The 14,767-nt window shown below is 73.5% G+C and carries 16 protein-coding genes; 4 read left to right on the plus strand and 12 right to left on the minus strand.

From position 1 onward, the window contains the following. Positions 1-20 precede the first annotated feature (20 nt). From ABT158_RS24370 to ABT158_RS24395, 6 genes are all read right to left on the minus strand, one after another. A complete protein-coding gene (locus tag ABT158_RS24370; protein ID WP_352356960.1) occupies positions 21-1,508 on the minus strand; it encodes a sodium/solute symporter in 1,488 nt (495 codons plus the stop codon). 19 nt (positions 1,509-1,527) lie between these two features. After that, positions 1,528-2,013 carry a hypothetical protein gene (locus tag ABT158_RS24375; protein WP_352356962.1) on the minus strand — a complete coding sequence of 162 codons (486 nt, stop codon included), beginning with the start codon at positions 2,011-2,013 and terminating at the stop codon, positions 1,528-1,530. Further along, positions 2,010-2,759 (minus strand): LytR/AlgR family response regulator transcription factor, encoded by a 750-nt coding sequence (locus ABT158_RS24380; RefSeq protein WP_352356964.1) that lies wholly within the window; start codon positions 2,757-2,759, stop codon positions 2,010-2,012. The genes ABT158_RS24375 and ABT158_RS24380 overlap by 4 nt, the downstream gene beginning before the upstream one ends. A 95-nt stretch (positions 2,760-2,854) precedes the next feature. Further along, positions 2,855-4,033: a sensor histidine kinase gene (locus tag ABT158_RS24385; RefSeq protein WP_352356966.1), complete on the minus strand. Its 1,179-nt coding sequence runs from the start codon at positions 4,031-4,033 to the stop codon at positions 2,855-2,857. Between the two features lie 46 nt (positions 4,034-4,079). Further along, positions 4,080-4,493, minus strand: coding sequence for an HIT family protein (locus ABT158_RS24390; protein WP_352356968.1), 414 nt, complete (start codon positions 4,491-4,493; stop codon positions 4,080-4,082). Then, entirely contained in the window at positions 4,490-5,197 is a 708-nt protein-coding gene (locus ABT158_RS24395; protein ID WP_352356970.1) for a DUF1838 family protein, read from the minus strand. Before ABT158_RS24395 ends, ABT158_RS24390 begins: the two co-directional genes overlap by 4 nt. A gap of 52 nt (positions 5,198-5,249) precedes the next feature. Between ABT158_RS24395 and ABT158_RS24400 the strand changes: the two genes are divergently transcribed. Then, positions 5,250-6,806 (plus strand): MFS transporter, encoded by a 1,557-nt coding sequence (locus tag ABT158_RS24400; protein ID WP_352356972.1) that lies wholly within the window; start codon positions 5,250-5,252, stop codon positions 6,804-6,806. A 5-nt stretch (positions 6,807-6,811) separates the two neighbouring features. Beyond that, on the plus strand, positions 6,812-7,408 hold the full coding sequence (locus ABT158_RS24405; RefSeq protein WP_352356974.1) for a TetR/AcrR family transcriptional regulator: 597 nt from the start codon (positions 6,812-6,814) through the stop codon (positions 7,406-7,408). Here the strand turns inward: ABT158_RS24405 and ABT158_RS24410 are convergent. From ABT158_RS24410 to ABT158_RS24430, 5 genes are read right to left on the minus strand one after another with little or no spacing between them, the layout of a single operon-like run. After that, positions 7,395-7,832: a protease inhibitor I42 family protein gene (locus ABT158_RS24410; RefSeq protein WP_352356976.1), complete on the minus strand. Its 438-nt coding sequence runs from the start codon at positions 7,830-7,832 to the stop codon at positions 7,395-7,397. The two genes, ABT158_RS24405 and ABT158_RS24410, sit on opposite strands and share 14 nt — an antisense overlap. Beyond that, the gene (locus ABT158_RS24415; protein ID WP_352356978.1) at positions 7,829-8,716 is read right to left on the minus strand and encodes a YihY/virulence factor BrkB family protein; all 888 of its coding nucleotides are present in this window, start codon (positions 8,714-8,716) and stop codon (positions 7,829-7,831) included. The genes ABT158_RS24410 and ABT158_RS24415 overlap by 4 nt, the downstream gene beginning before the upstream one ends. Positions 8,717-8,769: 53 nt before the next feature. Then, entirely contained in the window at positions 8,770-9,408 is a 639-nt protein-coding gene (locus ABT158_RS24420; RefSeq protein WP_352356980.1) for a DUF3618 domain-containing protein, read from the minus strand. After that, positions 9,405-9,785, minus strand: coding sequence for a phage holin family protein (locus ABT158_RS24425; protein WP_352356982.1), 381 nt, complete (start codon positions 9,783-9,785; stop codon positions 9,405-9,407). The genes ABT158_RS24420 and ABT158_RS24425 overlap by 4 nt, the downstream gene beginning before the upstream one ends. A gap of 51 nt (positions 9,786-9,836) precedes the next feature. Beyond that, positions 9,837-10,001: a hypothetical protein gene (locus ABT158_RS24430; RefSeq protein WP_352356984.1), complete on the minus strand. Its 165-nt coding sequence runs from the start codon at positions 9,999-10,001 to the stop codon at positions 9,837-9,839. 80 nt (positions 10,002-10,081) lie between these two features. Here ABT158_RS24430 and ABT158_RS24435 point away from each other — a divergent pair, with 80 nt between their 5' ends. Together ABT158_RS24435 and ABT158_RS24440 are read left to right on the plus strand one after the other, a co-directional pair. Continuing rightward, the gene (locus ABT158_RS24435) at positions 10,082-13,048 is read left to right on the plus strand and encodes a DEAD/DEAH box helicase (protein ID WP_352356986.1); all 2,967 of its coding nucleotides are present in this window, start codon (positions 10,082-10,084) and stop codon (positions 13,046-13,048) included. Positions 13,049-13,050: 2 nt separating this feature from the next. Next, a complete protein-coding gene (locus ABT158_RS24440; RefSeq protein WP_352356988.1) occupies positions 13,051-13,824 on the plus strand; it encodes an SWIM zinc finger family protein in 774 nt (257 codons plus the stop codon). A gap of 2 nt (positions 13,825-13,826) precedes the next feature. Here ABT158_RS24440 and ABT158_RS24445 read toward each other — a convergent pair whose 3' ends face one another. Continuing rightward, positions 13,827-14,765, minus strand: coding sequence for a diacylglycerol/lipid kinase family protein (locus ABT158_RS24445; RefSeq protein ID WP_352356990.1), 939 nt, complete (start codon positions 14,763-14,765; stop codon positions 13,827-13,829). Positions 14,766-14,767 lie beyond the last annotated feature (2 nt).

Here is a 14,767-nt window from a genome sequence, read left to right on the forward strand (position 1 = left end):
GGCGGGAGGGCGGGACCGGGTCAGGGGGAGCGGGGGTGCCAGTCGCCGCGGTCCAGGTCGAGGTTCTCCGGGGTGTGGAGGCGGACCATCGTGCGGGCCACCCCGGGCGGCACGCGGTGCGGCGTCAGGAACGACACCGACACCATCACCGTGAACGCGATCGGCACCGTCCAGGCCGCCGGCTGGGCCAGCAGCGCCCCTGTGAGCCCGTCGTACGGACCCCCGGTGATCGTGGCGAGCACGGCCGAGCAGGCGAGCCCGCCCCCCACGAACAGCCCCGCCAGCGCCCCGGTGGTGGTGAGCCGCCGCCACCAGATACCCAGCACCAGCAGCGGGCAGAACGACGAGGCGGCCACCGCGAACGCCAGCCCCACCACGTCGGCGACCGGCAGCGCCCGCGCCCACAACGCCAGCGCCAGCGGCACGGCGACGGCCATGAGCGTGGCGATCCGGAACGAGCGCACCCCGCCCTTCAGCAGGTCCTGCGCGATCACCCCGGCGACGGAGACGGTCAGCCCCGATGAGGTGGACAGGAAGGCCGCGAACGCGCCGGCGGTCACGAGGGCGGTGAGCAGGTCGCCGAGCGTGCCGCCGATCATGCGGCTGGGCAGGGTGAGCACGACCGCGTCGGTGCGCACGAGGTCGGGGGCGTAGAGGCGGCCGAGCCAGCCGTACAGGGCGGGCAGCAGGTAGAACGCGCCGAGCAGGGTCAGCACGACCAGCGTGGTACGGCGGGCGGCCCGGCCGTCGGGGTTGGTGTAGAAGCGGACGAGCACGTGCGGCAGGCCCATCGTGCCGAGGAACGTGGCCAGGATCAGCGAGTACGTCGAGTAGAGCCCGTACTCCTTGGCCCCGGCCAGCGGCATCTGCCAGGTGGTGGCGTCCTGGACGCTGAGGGCGGGGGCGCCGTCGCCCTTCCAGGCCAGCAGCAGGAACACCAGCGGCACGGCCAGCGCGGTCAGCTTGAGCCAGTACTGGAACGCCTGCACGAACGTGATCGACCGCATGCCGCCGGACAGCACGTTCACCGCCACCACACCCGCGACCAGCAGCCCGCCCGCCCACACCGGCGCGCCGGTGATCGTGCGCAACACCAGCCCGGCGCTCTGGAACTGCGGCATCAGGTACAGCCATCCGATCAGGACGACGAGCACGCTGGCGGTCCTGCGCACGGTCATCGACTCCAGCCTGGCCTCGGCGAAGTCGGGCAGCGTGTACGCCCCCGAGCGCCGCAGCGGCGCCGACACCAGCACCAGCAGCACCAGGTAGCCGCCGGTCCAGCCGACGGGCAGCCACAACATGTCCACGCCGTAGGACAGGACGAGCCCGGCGACGCCGAGGAAGGAGGCCGCCGACAGGTACTCGCCGCCGATGGCGGAGGCGTTCCACAGGGGGCTGACGGTCCGGGAGGCGACGTAGAAGTCGGAGGTCGTGCGGGAGAACCTGATGCCGTACGCGCCGATGAGCACGGCCGCCGCCATCACGACGACCACCGCGGTGAGGCTCACGAGGGGCCCTTCGCGCCGGTCACCGGCGTTCCACCAGCTCGGCGAAGTGGCGTTCGTTGCGCTCGGCCTGGCGGACGTACAGCCAGGCGCCGATGACGAAGGCGGGGTAGATGAGCCCGGCCAGCACCGCCCACGGCAGGGAGACGCCGAGCACGTCCACCTCGCGCAGTTCGGGGATGAGCAGGAACAGCAGCGGCAGGCCGCCGACCACGCAGGCCAGCACGGTGCAGACGAACAGGGCGAGCCGGAACTGGGTGCGCAGGAGCGAGCGCATGTAGACCTCGCCGAGGCGGGTCTGCTCGTCGATCTCCCTGGTGGCCGGGTAGCGGGGGCGGCGGGCCGCGGCGGCGCGCGGGCTGGTGACGCTGACCCGGCGCGGCGTCTCGGCGCGGCGGAAGGCGTCCATGCGGCGGGCGGCGTCGGTGCGGCGGGCGGGGTCGGTGCGGCGGGCGGGGTCGGTGCGCGGCGACCCCGCCGGACGCCCCGGCCGGGGATCGGGGGTCATTCCGTCCTGCCCTTCCTGGCGCGGCGGACCAGCAGGTCGCGCAGCTCGCGGGTGTGCCGCCGGCTCACCGGGAGCTCGGTGTCGCCGACCCGCACGCTGCACCGGCCGGAGTCGATGTGCAGCTCCTCGATGTGCCTGACGGCGACCAGATGGCTGCGGTGCACCCGGACGAACCCGGCCGGGGCCCAGCGTTCCTCCAGCGTGGCGAGCGGGATGCGGACGAGGTGGCTGCCGTTAGCGGTGTGCAGCCGGGCGTAGTCGCCCTGGGCCTCCACGTAGAGGACGTCGGCGCTGGAGACGAACCGGGTCACGCCGCCCAGCTCGACGGGGATGGTGTCGCTCTCGCCGGTCTCGGCGGGCACGTCGGCCGAGACCGCCACGCGCCTGATGGCCTCGGCGAGCCGTTCGGGACGTACCGGTTTGAGCAGGTAGTCCTCGGCCTTGATCTCGAAGGCGTCCACCGCGTGCTCCTCGTACGCGGTGACGAACACGACCCGCGGCGGGTTGGCGAACTGCGACAGCAGCCGTCCGAGGACGACGCCGTCCAGGCCGCGCATGCGGATGTCGAGGAAGACGGCGTCGATCGGGCGGCCCTCGGCGATGCCGCGGTCCAGCAGGCGCAGCGCGGCCGCCCCGTCGCGCGCCGTCACCACCTCGCCGATGCGGGCGTCGGCGCGGAGCAGGTAGGACAGGTCCTCCAGCGCGGGTAGCTCGTCGTCCACCGCCAGGACGCGCAGCCCGGTCACACTCACTCCTCACACCTCGAATGCATTAGACAGTGATGAAACCCGCACCAAACGTCAAGGCCGTCACGGCGGGGTCACAGGTGGGGTGTGGGAAGTCAGCGGGCCGAGACGCCGGGGTGGTACTTCGGCAGGCGCACGTTGACCTTGGTGCCCGCGCCCGTGCCGGTCTCGACGACCAGGCCGTACTCGTCGCCGTAGACCTGGCGGAGCCGTTCGTCGACGTTGGCCAGGCCGACGCCGCCGGTGGGGGCGATCTCGCCGGCCAGGATGCGGCGCAGCCGGTCGGGGTCCATGCCGAGGCCGTCGTCCTCGACGCTGATGCGGCACTCGGCGCCGGCGTCCTCGGCGATGATCGTGATGCGGCCGACGCCGTTGCGGCTCTCCAGGCCGTGCCGGACGGCGTTCTCGACCAGCGGCTGCAGGCACAGGAACGGCACCGCCACCGGCAGCACCTCGGGGGCGATGCGCAGGGTGACCTGCAACTGGTCGCCGAACCTGGCGTGTTCGAGAGTGAGGTAGCGCTCGATCGAGTGCAGTTCCTCGGCCAGCGTGGTGAACTCGCCGTGCCGCCGGAAGGAGTAGCGGGTGAAGTCGGCGAACTCCAGCAGCAGCTCGCGGGCGCGTTCTGGGTCCGTACGGACGAAGGAGGCGATCGTGGTGAGCGAGTTGTAGATGAAGTGCGGCGAGATCTGCGCGCGCAGGGCCCGGACCTCGGCCTCCATGAGCAGCGTGCGCGAGCGGTCGAGCTCGGCCAGCTCCAGCTGCGAGTTCACCCAGCCGGCCACCTCCTGCGCCGCCCTGACCAGGCCGGCCGAGGCGTTCTGCCCGTAGGCGGCCAGCGCGCCGACCAGGCGGTCGTCGGTGGTGAGCGGGACGACGACGGCGTGCCGGATGGGGCATTCGAGCAGCTCGCAGTCGATGGTGAGCACCTGGGTGCGGCCGTCCCGCAAGGTGGCGGCGGCGTGCTCGAACGCCTGGGCGGCGTGGTGGTCGCCGGCGCCGTCGTAGACCAGCAGGCGCTCGCGGTCGGTGATCGCGAGCGCGGCCGAGCCGAGCAGCGCGCGCAGGTGGCGGGAGGCGCGCTCGGCGCCCTCGGGGGTCAGCCCGGCCCGCAGCGGCGGCCCGGCCATGGAGGCGGTGTGCAGGGTCTCGAACGTGGCCCGCTCGGCCGGGCTGGTGCCCAGCTCACGGCGGCCCCGCATGACGCGCCAGAGCACGATCGCGGGCACGCCCACCAGCACGGCCACGACGGCGACGCCGACCAGGTACTCCACGCGCCCCGAGCCTAGCGCCCGCCGCCGCCCGTGCCGCCCGCCCCCCTCACTCGGCCGCCAGCGCCTTGGCGACGGCCGCCGCGTAGGTCTCGGCCTCCTGCGCGGACTCGTAGGTGGTGCGCGGCCAGAAGAAGCCGCGCAGCCCGTCCTTGCGGTTGCGCGGCACGACGTGCACGTGCAGGTGGGGCACGCTCTGGCTGACCCGGTTGTTCATCGCCACGAACGTGCCGGCCGCCTCCAGCCCCTCCTCCACGGCCCTGGCCATGGCCTGCACCCGGGAGAAGAACGGCCCGACGTCGGCGAGGTCGGCCAGCGTCTCGACGTGCAGCCGGGGCACGACGAGCACGTGCCCCTTGAAGACCGGACGGGTGTCGAGGAAGGAGACGGCCACCTCGTCGGCGCTCACCACGTGGGCGGGACGCGCGCCGGCGATGATCTCGCAGAACAGGTCGGTGCTCACCGCCCGACCTTATCGGCGAAGGCCGTCCAGCTCGTCATGTTGGGCGCGGTCCACTCGGCGGGGGCGTGCAGGAAGTGCTCGCCGACGCGCTCGCGCAGCCGTCCGGGGACGTCGGCGACCTTGGCGCCCCGGCAGTGGTAGACCAGCCCGCCCGGCCGCTGTCCCATGGCCATCCAGGGCAGCCAGGGCGAGACCCGGCACCAGGAGAAGACCGCCGGCACGTCGGGCATGCCGGACTCGACGTCGGCGGCCGAGGCGAAGAACTGGAACAGCTCCAGCGCCCGGTACGTGTCCCGAGCCGAGTTTTCCGGATATTTCGCGACAGGTAGCGGCGAAGGGTAGGAAAGGCGGATGTCGGCGTTGTAGACGACCTGCTCCCCCAACCGTGTCACCGGCACCGGATAGGCCCCGAGCCGCTGGTTGACCGGGTCGTTGAAGACGTGCTGCACCTCGACGGACCGCCCGGTGAGCGGGTTGTCCCACACGTCGAGCGGTTCCCTGGTCCTCGGGTCGAGGTAGAGCGCGGCCTCCCTGGTCAGCAGCTCCCAGCCGCCGTCGGCCGGGCGCGCCCGCGCCACGTTCAGCCCCTCGAAGCCGAACAGATGGTGGGGACCGTCGTCGTCCTGCCAGCCGTAGACGTCGCCGGTCCAGTAGGAGATCGTCTCGGCGCCGTCGGCCGAGGCACGCACCCGGATGAAGTCCATGATCCGGAGCTTACCCCTTGTTTCGAGACAGCATGTTGCTATCTTTAGAAACATGGTGTCGCTAAATGAGCGGACCCGGCAGAGCTGGCTCCCGCTGATCGTGCTCGGCGTCGGGATGTCGATGATCATCATCGACGCGACGATCGTGAACGTCGCCGTCCCGGCGATCATGGGCGATCTGGGGTTGTCGGCCACGGACGTCGAATGGGTCAACTCCGTCTACTCCCTGGCCTTCGCCTCCCTGCTCATCCCCCTCGGCCGGACCGGCGACGTGCACGGCAGGCGCCGGATGTTCGCCGTCGGCCTGGTGGTGTTCCTGGCCGCGAGCATGCTGGCCGCCTCCGCGCCGAGCGGCGCGCTGCTCATCGCCGCCCGCGTCGTCCAGGGGGTCGGGGCGTCCATGGTGGTCCCGATGACGCTGGCGATCATCAACTCCCTCTACACGGGCTCGCGCCGGACGATCGCCTTCGCCGTCTGGGGCTCGATCATCGGCGGCATGGCCGCGCTCGGCCCGCTGCTCGGCGGCTGGGTGGTGACCGACTTCGGCTGGCGCTGGGCGTTCTGGGTGAACCTGCCGATCGGCCTGCTCGTGCTGCTCGGCACAGTCCGGGTGCCCGAGTCGAAGGACGCGGCGGCGGGCGGCTCGGACGTCCCCGGCGTGCTGCTGTCGGTGGCCGGCCCGGCCGCGCTGGTGTTCGGCCTGATCGAGGGCCAGCGCTACGGCTGGTTCACGCCGACCGGCGAGGCCACGCTGTTCGGGTGGACCTGGCCGCTCGGCGGCGTCTCGCCGATCCCGTTCGCCTTCGGGCTCGCGGCGCTCGCCCTTGCCGCGCTGCTGCTGGTCGAGCGCTCGCGGGCACGATCGGGCCGTCCGGTCGTGCTGGACCTGTCGCTGTTCGCCATCCCCTCCTTCAGGTACGGCGGCGCCGCCGCGATGATCATCAGTCTCGGCGAGTTCGGCCTGATCCTGGTGCTGCCGCTGTTCCTGCAGGCGGCCATGGGGTTCACCGCGTTCGCCACCGGCCTGATCATCGCCTCGCTGGCCGGGGGCACGTTCCTGGCAGGCGGCGTCGTCCCGCGGCTCGGCCTGGCGCCCAGGGTGATCGTGCGGCTGGGGCTCGTCCTGGAGGCCGTGGGCGCGATCGCGATCGGCCTGACCGTCTCCCCCTCGCTCGGCCCGTGGACGCTGGTGCCGTGGCTCGTCCTGTACGGCGCCGGCGTCGGCTTCGCCTCGGCCCAGCTCCCGAACGTGATGCTCGCCGACGTGCCCGCCCGCCGCTCCGGCGTGGCCTCCGGGCTCCAGAGCACGATCCGCCAGCTCGGCGCCGCCGTCGGCATCGCGGTGCTGGGCGCCGTCCTGGTCACCGGCCTGGACGCGGCGATGGCCGAACGCCTGCCCGGCGAGCCCGCGCTCGGGCAGGCCGTACGGGAGAGCGCCGGCGCGGCCATCGCGGCGATCAGGGAGCCGGCCGACCACGCCGCCGCGGTGGCGGCGGGCGCCGACGCCACCCGCCGGGTCACGATCGTGACCGGCCTCGTGCTGTTCGGCGGCGTCGGGGCGACGTTCCTGCTGCCCGATACTGGGAGGAGACGACGCGAGGAGGAGTGAGTCCGGTGCCGAGGATCAGCGCGGCCACGGTGGCCGACCATCGGGCCAGCCAGCACGCGGCCCTGCTGGCGGCCGCCATGGAGGTCCTGGCGGCCGAGGGCCCGGCCGGGCTCACCCCCGCGGCCGTGGGCGCGCGGGTCGGGCTGGCCCGCTCCAGCGTCTACCGCTACTTCTCCTCCACCGCCGACATCCTGGCCCAGCTCGTGGAGGACGCGATCCCCCGCTGGGCCGACCGGCTCGTCACGGCCACCCGCGACGGCGGCCTGGAGGAGCGGGTGCGCGCCTTCGGCGCCGTGTCGCTGGCGTTCGTGACCAGCCCCGACCACGCGCTGCTGCGCGCGGTGGCCGCGGTCGATCTGCCCGCCGAGTGCCGCCACCGGCTCGACCAGCTGCACGAGACGATGATCGAGCCGCTGCGCGGGCTGCTCGCCGAGGCCGGGGAGCCGCATCCCGACCTGGTGGCCCACCTGGGGTGGAGCATCCTGGGCGAGGGCCGGCGCCGCCTGGCCGCGTGCGCCGGCTCCGGCGATGGCGCCGAGGCCGAGGTGATCACCGCGACCACCCTCGACGTGTTGTGCCGGGCCGTGCTCAGCGCACGGTGATCTCGAAGACCGCCTCGCCCGACTGCCGCCTGCTCTCCTCGTCGGGCGGCGTCGAGCTCTGGCCGCACCGCCGGCAGTCGCGCAGCGTGATCTCGGCGGTGCCCGGGCTCTTGGTGTTGAAGACGAAGTAGGCGGTGCCGCCGCTGCCGGGGCCCTGGCCCGCGCTCTTGTGCTCCTCGCTGATGTAGGAGGCCACCCTGGCGTCGGGCACCGCCGCGAGGCGCCAGTCGTCGCCCACCGACGGATTGTCCGGGACGGCCAGCGAGAACCGCTGCCCGGGACGCAGCTCAGCGCGCACGGTCGTGCCCTTGGCGCCCTTGACGACGGTGCCGAAGTCGCTGACCGCCGAGCCGTCGCCGCAGCCGGCCACCAACCCCGAGGTCAGCAGGACGAGTGCGGCGACGACGGCCCTTCCACGCTTCACTCGGGAAGGCTATCCTCCTTCGGCGGGTCCCGGGGCTCCACGTACGGCTCCTGCCCGACGGGCTCGCCCTCGGCGATCTGGCGTTCCCTGATCAGCTCGGCGTCCAGCTCGGCGCCCAGCAGCAGGGCCATGTTCGACAACCACAGCCAGATCAGGAACACCACGACGGCGGCCAGCGTGCCGTAGGTCTTGCCGTAGGACCCGAAGTGGGCCACGTACAGGGCGAAGCCGCCGGAGACCAGGACCCAGAGCACCACCGCGAGCAGCCCGCCGGGGGTGATCCAGCGCACGCCGGGCTGGCGCACGTTCGGCGCGGCCCAGTAGAGCACCATGATCAGCCCGGCCGCGACGAGCGCGAGCACCGGCCATTTCAGGATGTCCCAGGCGGTCACCAGCGCGCTGCCCAGGCCGAGCGCCTTTCCGACGCTCCTGGCCAGGTCGCCGGTCAGCGCGACGGAGATCGCGCCGAGCGCCAGCAGCACGGTGGCCAGCACGGTGAGCCCGATCCGGAGCGGGGTCACCTTCCAGAACGGACGCCCCTCGTCGATGTCGTAGATGGTGTTGCCGGCCCTGATGAACGCGCCGATGTAGCCCGACGCCGACCAGAGCGCGACCAGCAGGCCGACGATCGCGACCAGGCCGGCCGAGGCCGCGTTCTCCTGGACCGACCGCACGCCCGTGACGATCAGGGAGCGCACCTCGTCGGGCGCCAGCACCACGAGGTTGCCGACCAGGGTGGCGGTGTCACGCCTGCCGAGCAGGCCGAACACCGACACCAGCACGATCAGCGCGGGGAAGATGGACAGGACGGCGTAGTAGGTGAGCGCTGCCGCGAGGTCCTGGACGCCGTCGTTGCGGAACTCGACGACGGTGCGTTTGAGCACGCTCCACCAGGCCCTGCGGGGCAGTTCCGCAGGTCTTTCGGGGGAACGCACGCCTACTTCGCCCTGTTGCGCTTCCTGAGCCGCCGCACGACGAGGGCCGTCACCGCCGCCGCCGCGGCCAGCAGCAGCACGGGACGCCTGCGCGCTCCGGTGGCGGCGTCCTTGACCTGGTGGGGGGTGGCCTCGCGGACCTTGCCCGCGACCTCGCCGGCCATGCCCTTGGCCGTGCCGGTCACCTCGGCGGCCTTGCCCTTGGCCACGCCGGTCATCTCGGCCACCTTGCCCTTGGCCGTGCCGGCCGCCTCGGTGGCGCGGGCCTTCAGGTCGGCCTTGTGGGCCAGGGCGCTGACCGTGTCGCCCAGTTCGTTCCTGGTCTCCTTGATGCTTTTTCGCACGTCGTCCTCTTCCTCGTCGTCCTCGCCACGGCCCCCGGTCCCGCCCCCGCCCAGCGACTCCTCCTCGGCCGCGCGGCTCTCCACCGCTTCGGTCCGGTCGTCGGGCAGGGGGGTCTCGGGGATGAAGGTCTCGTGTTCCTGCCGGGCCCGTTCGGCCCATTTGGCGTTCTCCGCAGCCCCCGGTCTCGTCGGCGGCACGTTGATCGACTCGCGTTCGGTCGGCGTGCCGACGGTCGCCCTGCGGGCGCCCACGTCACCGGCGTGCTGCTCGCTGTATCCGGGGTCCGTCTCGCTCATCGGCGTGCCCTCTCCTTGACCATGTCGATATCGGCCTTGACGCTCGCGATGGTCTCTTCGGGGACCGGCGGCGTGGCCTGTTTCACCTGGTTCTTTCCGGTCAGGCCGAGCAGGGCGGCGGCGATGAGCAGGACCGCCCCCACGATCGCGGCGGCCGCCCATGCGGGCATGACCAGAGCGAGGAGCAGGACGACGGCGGTCACCAGCGCGGCGGCGCCGAAGAACGCGGCCATCCCGGCCGCGCCGAACAGCCCCGCGCCGAACCCGGCGCGCCTGCCCTTCTCCGCGAGCTCCAGCCTGGCCAGGCGCAGCTCGTCCTTGACGAGCCTGGAGACCTGGTCGGACAGATCACTGACCAGCTTGTGGGTATCGTTCACGACGTCGCCTCCTCCGCTGAGCAAGGCGACTACCCAGCTGACCGCCTGTTATTACCTCTTGGCGGCCTTCAGCAGGAACCGGAGGACGGACGCCACCGGCGACTCGGGCGACTCGCACCAGTTGTCAGGCTGCTTCGGCTTGCTCCACGGTGCGGGCAGCTCGCACGAGGGAGCCTGCGGCTCAGGCCGCTCACACCACGATCCGGGAGTGTTCATACCTCGATGGTACGACTTCCGGCCCCGCCCGCAGAAGACGCCGGGGACCGGTCGCTCCGGGCCGGCGGTAACCTGCCGGAGTGCTGGTACACGGGGTGTGGGCGGGTGACGGGCTCGCCTTCTGGGGAGAGGTTCCCGGCCGGGCCGCCGCCGTGTCCCGTGGGGCGGGCGCGCGGCCCCATCCGTTCGCCGCCTCCCCCGCCGAGCTGGCCGGCGCGCCGGGGCTCGGGGTGGGCGGGCCGCCGTCCAGGGAGCTGGAGCTGCTGCTGCCGGGGTCGGCCAGGGGGCCGCTGCCCTCGCCGGAGACGGGGCTGCTGACGGAGGTGGTCAGGCCGCGGCTGCTGCCGTGGCGGGTGCCCGCGGTCGTGCTGCCGCCCGCCGAGGCTCTTGCCGCGCTGGACGGCCTTCCGGGCGACGCCACCGCCACCGTCCGCCACTGGGCCGCCGTCGCCGCGCTCGCCCGCGACCTGGTGGGCCGTGGCCGGGTCGTCCCCCAGCTCGTCCCGCAGCCCGGCCCCGGGCCCGACGCCGGGCACGGCGGCGGGCACGGCGGCGGGCACGGCGGCGGGCACGGCGGCGGCGCCGCGCTGGCCCTGTGGCGGCCCGTGCTGACCGGGGCCGACGCCGCCTACTTCCGCGACCTGGCCCTGGCCATGCCGCCCGCCTGCCGCACCTGGGCCGCCGAGCGCCCGGCCGCCGGGGTGCAGCTCCAGGCGCTGGAGGCGTTCACCGACGCGCTCGTCCGGCAGGCCGTCACCACTCCCCTGGCCGCTCCCTCCGCCGCCGCCCCGGCGACACCGCGGGAGCGGTGGCTGGCCGCGCTGACCGGCGACCCGGCCTGCCCCGACGACCCGGGGCTGCGCGAGGAGCTGGACCGCTGGCGGGCGTCCGTCACGGCGGCCGAGGGCGCCACCCGCGTCTGTTTCCGCCTGCTCGAACCGGCCGCCGGCGACGACTGGCGGGTCGAGCTGGCGTTGCAGGCCGCCGACGACCCCAGCCTGTACGTCCCGGCCGCCCGCGTCTGGGACGGCGAGAAGGGCCTGCCCGGCCGCCCGGAGCGCGAGCTGCTGGCCGGGCTCGGCCGGGCCGTGCGGCTCTACCCGGAGCTGGACCGGGCCCTGCGCGTGCCGGAGCCGAGCGAGCTGGTCCTCGACACGGCGGGCGCGTTCGGCTTCCTGCGCCAGGCCGCGCCGCTGCTCCAGGCGGCCGGGTTCGGGGTGCAGCTGCCGCGCTGGGCGGGCCGTACGCGGCTCGGGCTCAAGCTCACCACCAGGACCAAGCCGCAGACGGCGGCCGTCAGTCAGGGCTTCGGGCTGCGCGAGCTGGTCGACTTCCGCGTCGACCTGGCGGTGGGCGAGGAGACGATCAGCGAGGCGGAGCTGGCCGAGCTGGCCAGGCTCAAGGTGCCGCTGGTCCGGGTCCGCGGCCAGTGGGTGGAGCTGGACGACCGGCAGCTCAAGGCCGCGCTGCGGGCCGTGGAGGGGGTGCGCGCGGGCGAGGCGGCGGCGGCCGACCTGCTGCGCCACGTGATCCAGGGCGACGACGAGCTGCCGTTGCTGGCGGTCGACGCCGACGGCGTGCTCGGCGACCTGCTGTCGGGCCAGGCCGAGCGGCGGCTCGTTCCGCTGGCGACCCCGCCGGGTCTCGACGCCGTGCTGCGGCCCTACCAGGAGCGCGGGCTGGCGTGGCTGAGCTTCCTGTCGGAGCTGGGGCTCGGCGGCGTGCTCGCCGACGACATGGGCCTGGGCAAGACGGTCACCACGCTGGCGCTGCTCGTCCACGAGCGGGCCGCCGCGCCGACGCTGCTGGTCTGCCCGATGTCGCTGGTGGGCAACTGGCAGCGGGAGGCGGCCAGGTTCGCCCCTGGGCTGCGCGTGTACGTCCACCACGGCCCCGGCCGGGACGCCGCCCGCATCGCGGAGGCCGACCTGGTGATCACCACGTACGGCACCGCCCACCGCGACCTGGAGACCCTGCGGGAGCACGAGTGGCGCCGGGTGGTGTGCGACGAGGCCCAGGCGATCAAGAACAGCGGCACCCTCCAGGCCCGCGCCGTCCGGTCGATCCCCACCGGCACCCGGCTGGCCCTGACCGGCACGCCGGTCGAGAACCACCTCGCCGAGCTCTGGTCGATCATGGAGTTCGCCAACCCCGGCCTGCTCGGGCCGCGGGCCCGCTTCCGCACCCGGTTCCAGGAGCCCATCGAGGCCCGCCAGGACGAGCAGGCCGCCGCGGCGCTGAAGCGGGCGACGGGCCCGTTCATCCTGCGCCGCCTCAAGACCGACCGGTCCGTCATCTCCGACCTGCCGGAGAAGATCGAGATCAAGGAGTGGTGCCCGCTCACCCCCGAGCAGGCCACCCTCTACCAGGCCGTCGTGGACGACATGCTGGCCCGGATCGACGACAGCGAGGGCGTCGAGCGGCGCGGCCTGGTGCTGTCGGCCATGGCCAGGCTCAAGCAGGTCTGCAACCACCCGGCCCACCTGCTCAAGGACGGCTCCCGCCTGGCCGGCCGGTCGGGCAAGCTGGCCCGGCTGGAGCAGCTGGCCGAGGAGGTGCTGGCCGAGGGCGAGAAGGCGCTGCTGTTCACGCAGTACGCCGAGTTCGGGACGATGCTCCAGCCCTACCTCGCCCAGCGCCTCGGCCGCCCGGTCCTGTGGCTGCACGGCGGCCTGCCCAAGAAGACCCGCGACCGTCTGGTCGAGCGTTTCCAGCACGACCCGGAGCCGATGTTGTTCCTGCTGTCGCTCAAGGCGGCCGGCGTCGGGCTCAACCTGACGGCGGCCGGCCACGTCGTCCACGTCGACCGCTGGTGGAACCCGGCCGTGGAGGACCAGGCCACCGACCGGGCCTTCCGCATCGGCCAGCGCAGGAACGTCCAGGTGCGCAAGCTGATCTGCGCGGGCACCCTCGAAGAGCGCGTCGACCAGATGATCGAGCGGAAGAAGGCGCTGGCCGAGCGGGTGGTCGGCGCCGGCGAGGAGTGGCTGACCGACCTGTCCACCGACGAGCTGCGCGAGGTGTTCCGCCTCACGGGAGGGTCCTGACCATGCCCGACTGGTACGACGGCGGCGGCCCCATCGAGGTCGAGGGCGGCCTGCGGGCCCGGTCGCGGCGCGGCAGCATCGGCTCGGCCTGGTGGTCCAGGCGCTTCGTCGACATCCTGGAGCGCGTCTGCGACAAGGGCCGCCTGTCCCGCGGCCGCGCCTACGCCCGCAAGGGCCAGGTGCTCTCGATCGACCTGTCGGCGGGGCTGGTCCGGGCGTCCGTGCAGGGGTCGCGGCCCAAGCCGTACGACGTCGTGGTCAGGATCGACGTCCACGGCGAGGACGTGTGGGCGCGGCTGGAGGAGGCCGTCGCGGCGCAGGCCGTCCACCGGGCCAGGCTGCTGGCCGGGGAGATGCCGGTCGAGATCGAGGAGCTGTTCGCCGCCCATGGCGTCGACCTGTTCCCGCGCGACCTGGACATGGAGTGCTCGTGCCCCGACTGGGGGTTCCCGTGCAAGCACCTGTCGGCCGTGCTCTACCTGCTGGCCGAGTCGTTCGACGACGACCCGTTCCTGGTGCTGGCCTGGCGCGGGCGCACCCGCGAGCAGCTGCTCGGCTCGCTGGCCGACGACCCGCCCGCGCCGGACCCGCTGGAGGTGGCCGACGTGCCGTTCGCCGACCGGCTGGCCGACTTCTACGCCCCCGGCGCCACCGCGCACCGCCCGGAACGCCGCCCCGCCGCGGCCGCCCCCGACCTGCTGCCGCGGGTGTTCCCGCCGCCCGCCGGCCTGGCGGACGTGCTCGCCCCCGCCTACCGGGCGCTGGGCGAGGGCTGAGGTCAGTTGTCCTCGAAGGAGTCGGGGACCATCACGCGCACGCCGTTGGGCACCACGCGCAGCGTGATGGGGGTGCGCAGGCGCACCTCGCCGTCGACGTCGGCGGCCATCGGCGGGTCGGTCTCCAGCAGCATCTCCCGGCCGACCACGAACGGGCCGCCCGCCAGGCTGCGCCAGCGGCCGGTGGTCGCGCGCAGCAGCGTCTCGCCGAGCAGGCGCAGCTTCTTGCCCGAGCCGAGCTGGTAGGCCACCAGCATGCCGTTGTCGATGCTGATGTCCTTGGCCACCTGCCAGCCGCCGTGGAAGCGGCCGTTGGCGATGTTGAGCTGGTGGGTGAGCAGCTCGTGGCGCTGGCCCTCGACGGTGATGTAGGCCCGGAAGGGCCGGTGGCCCGGCAGGACGGTGAGCGCGGTCATCGGGTAGGCCGGACGGCCAACGATGCGCTTGAGCCACGGCTTGACCCGGCCGGCCACCTCGACCGAGACGCCGAAGCTGGCCAGGTTGGCGAAGGGGCGGTCGCCGGCCATGCCGAGGTCGATGTCGGCGACCTTGCCGGTGGAGAACACCCGGATGGCGCCGGCCAGGTCGAGCGGCAGGCCGAGGCTCCTGGCGAAGTTGTTGGTGGTGCCGAGCGGCAACACGCCGAGCGCCACGTCGCGATGGGCGACGTGGCGCACGGCCGAGGAGAGGGTGCCGTCGCCGCCGCCCACGATCAGCAGGTCGGGTTCGGTGGCGAGGGCGGTGTCGAGCAGGTCGCGCAGCCGCTTGGGGTTGTAGACCGACAGCTCGGCCAGCGGCTCGAACCCCAGGTTGTGCAGCTGCTCGATGACCTCGAAGTAGTGGCGGCGGCCGCGGCGTGAGCGAGTGTTCACCACCACCGCCACCCGGCGATCCCGCCGGATCGCCTCAGTGTGCTCGATCTTGGTGCGCAGTTCGCTCATGG

Origin of the sequence: Nonomuraea sp. NPDC001636 (genome assembly GCF_040298265.1) — a bacterium.
GTDB lineage: Bacteria > Actinomycetota > Actinomycetes > Streptosporangiales > Streptosporangiaceae > Nonomuraea.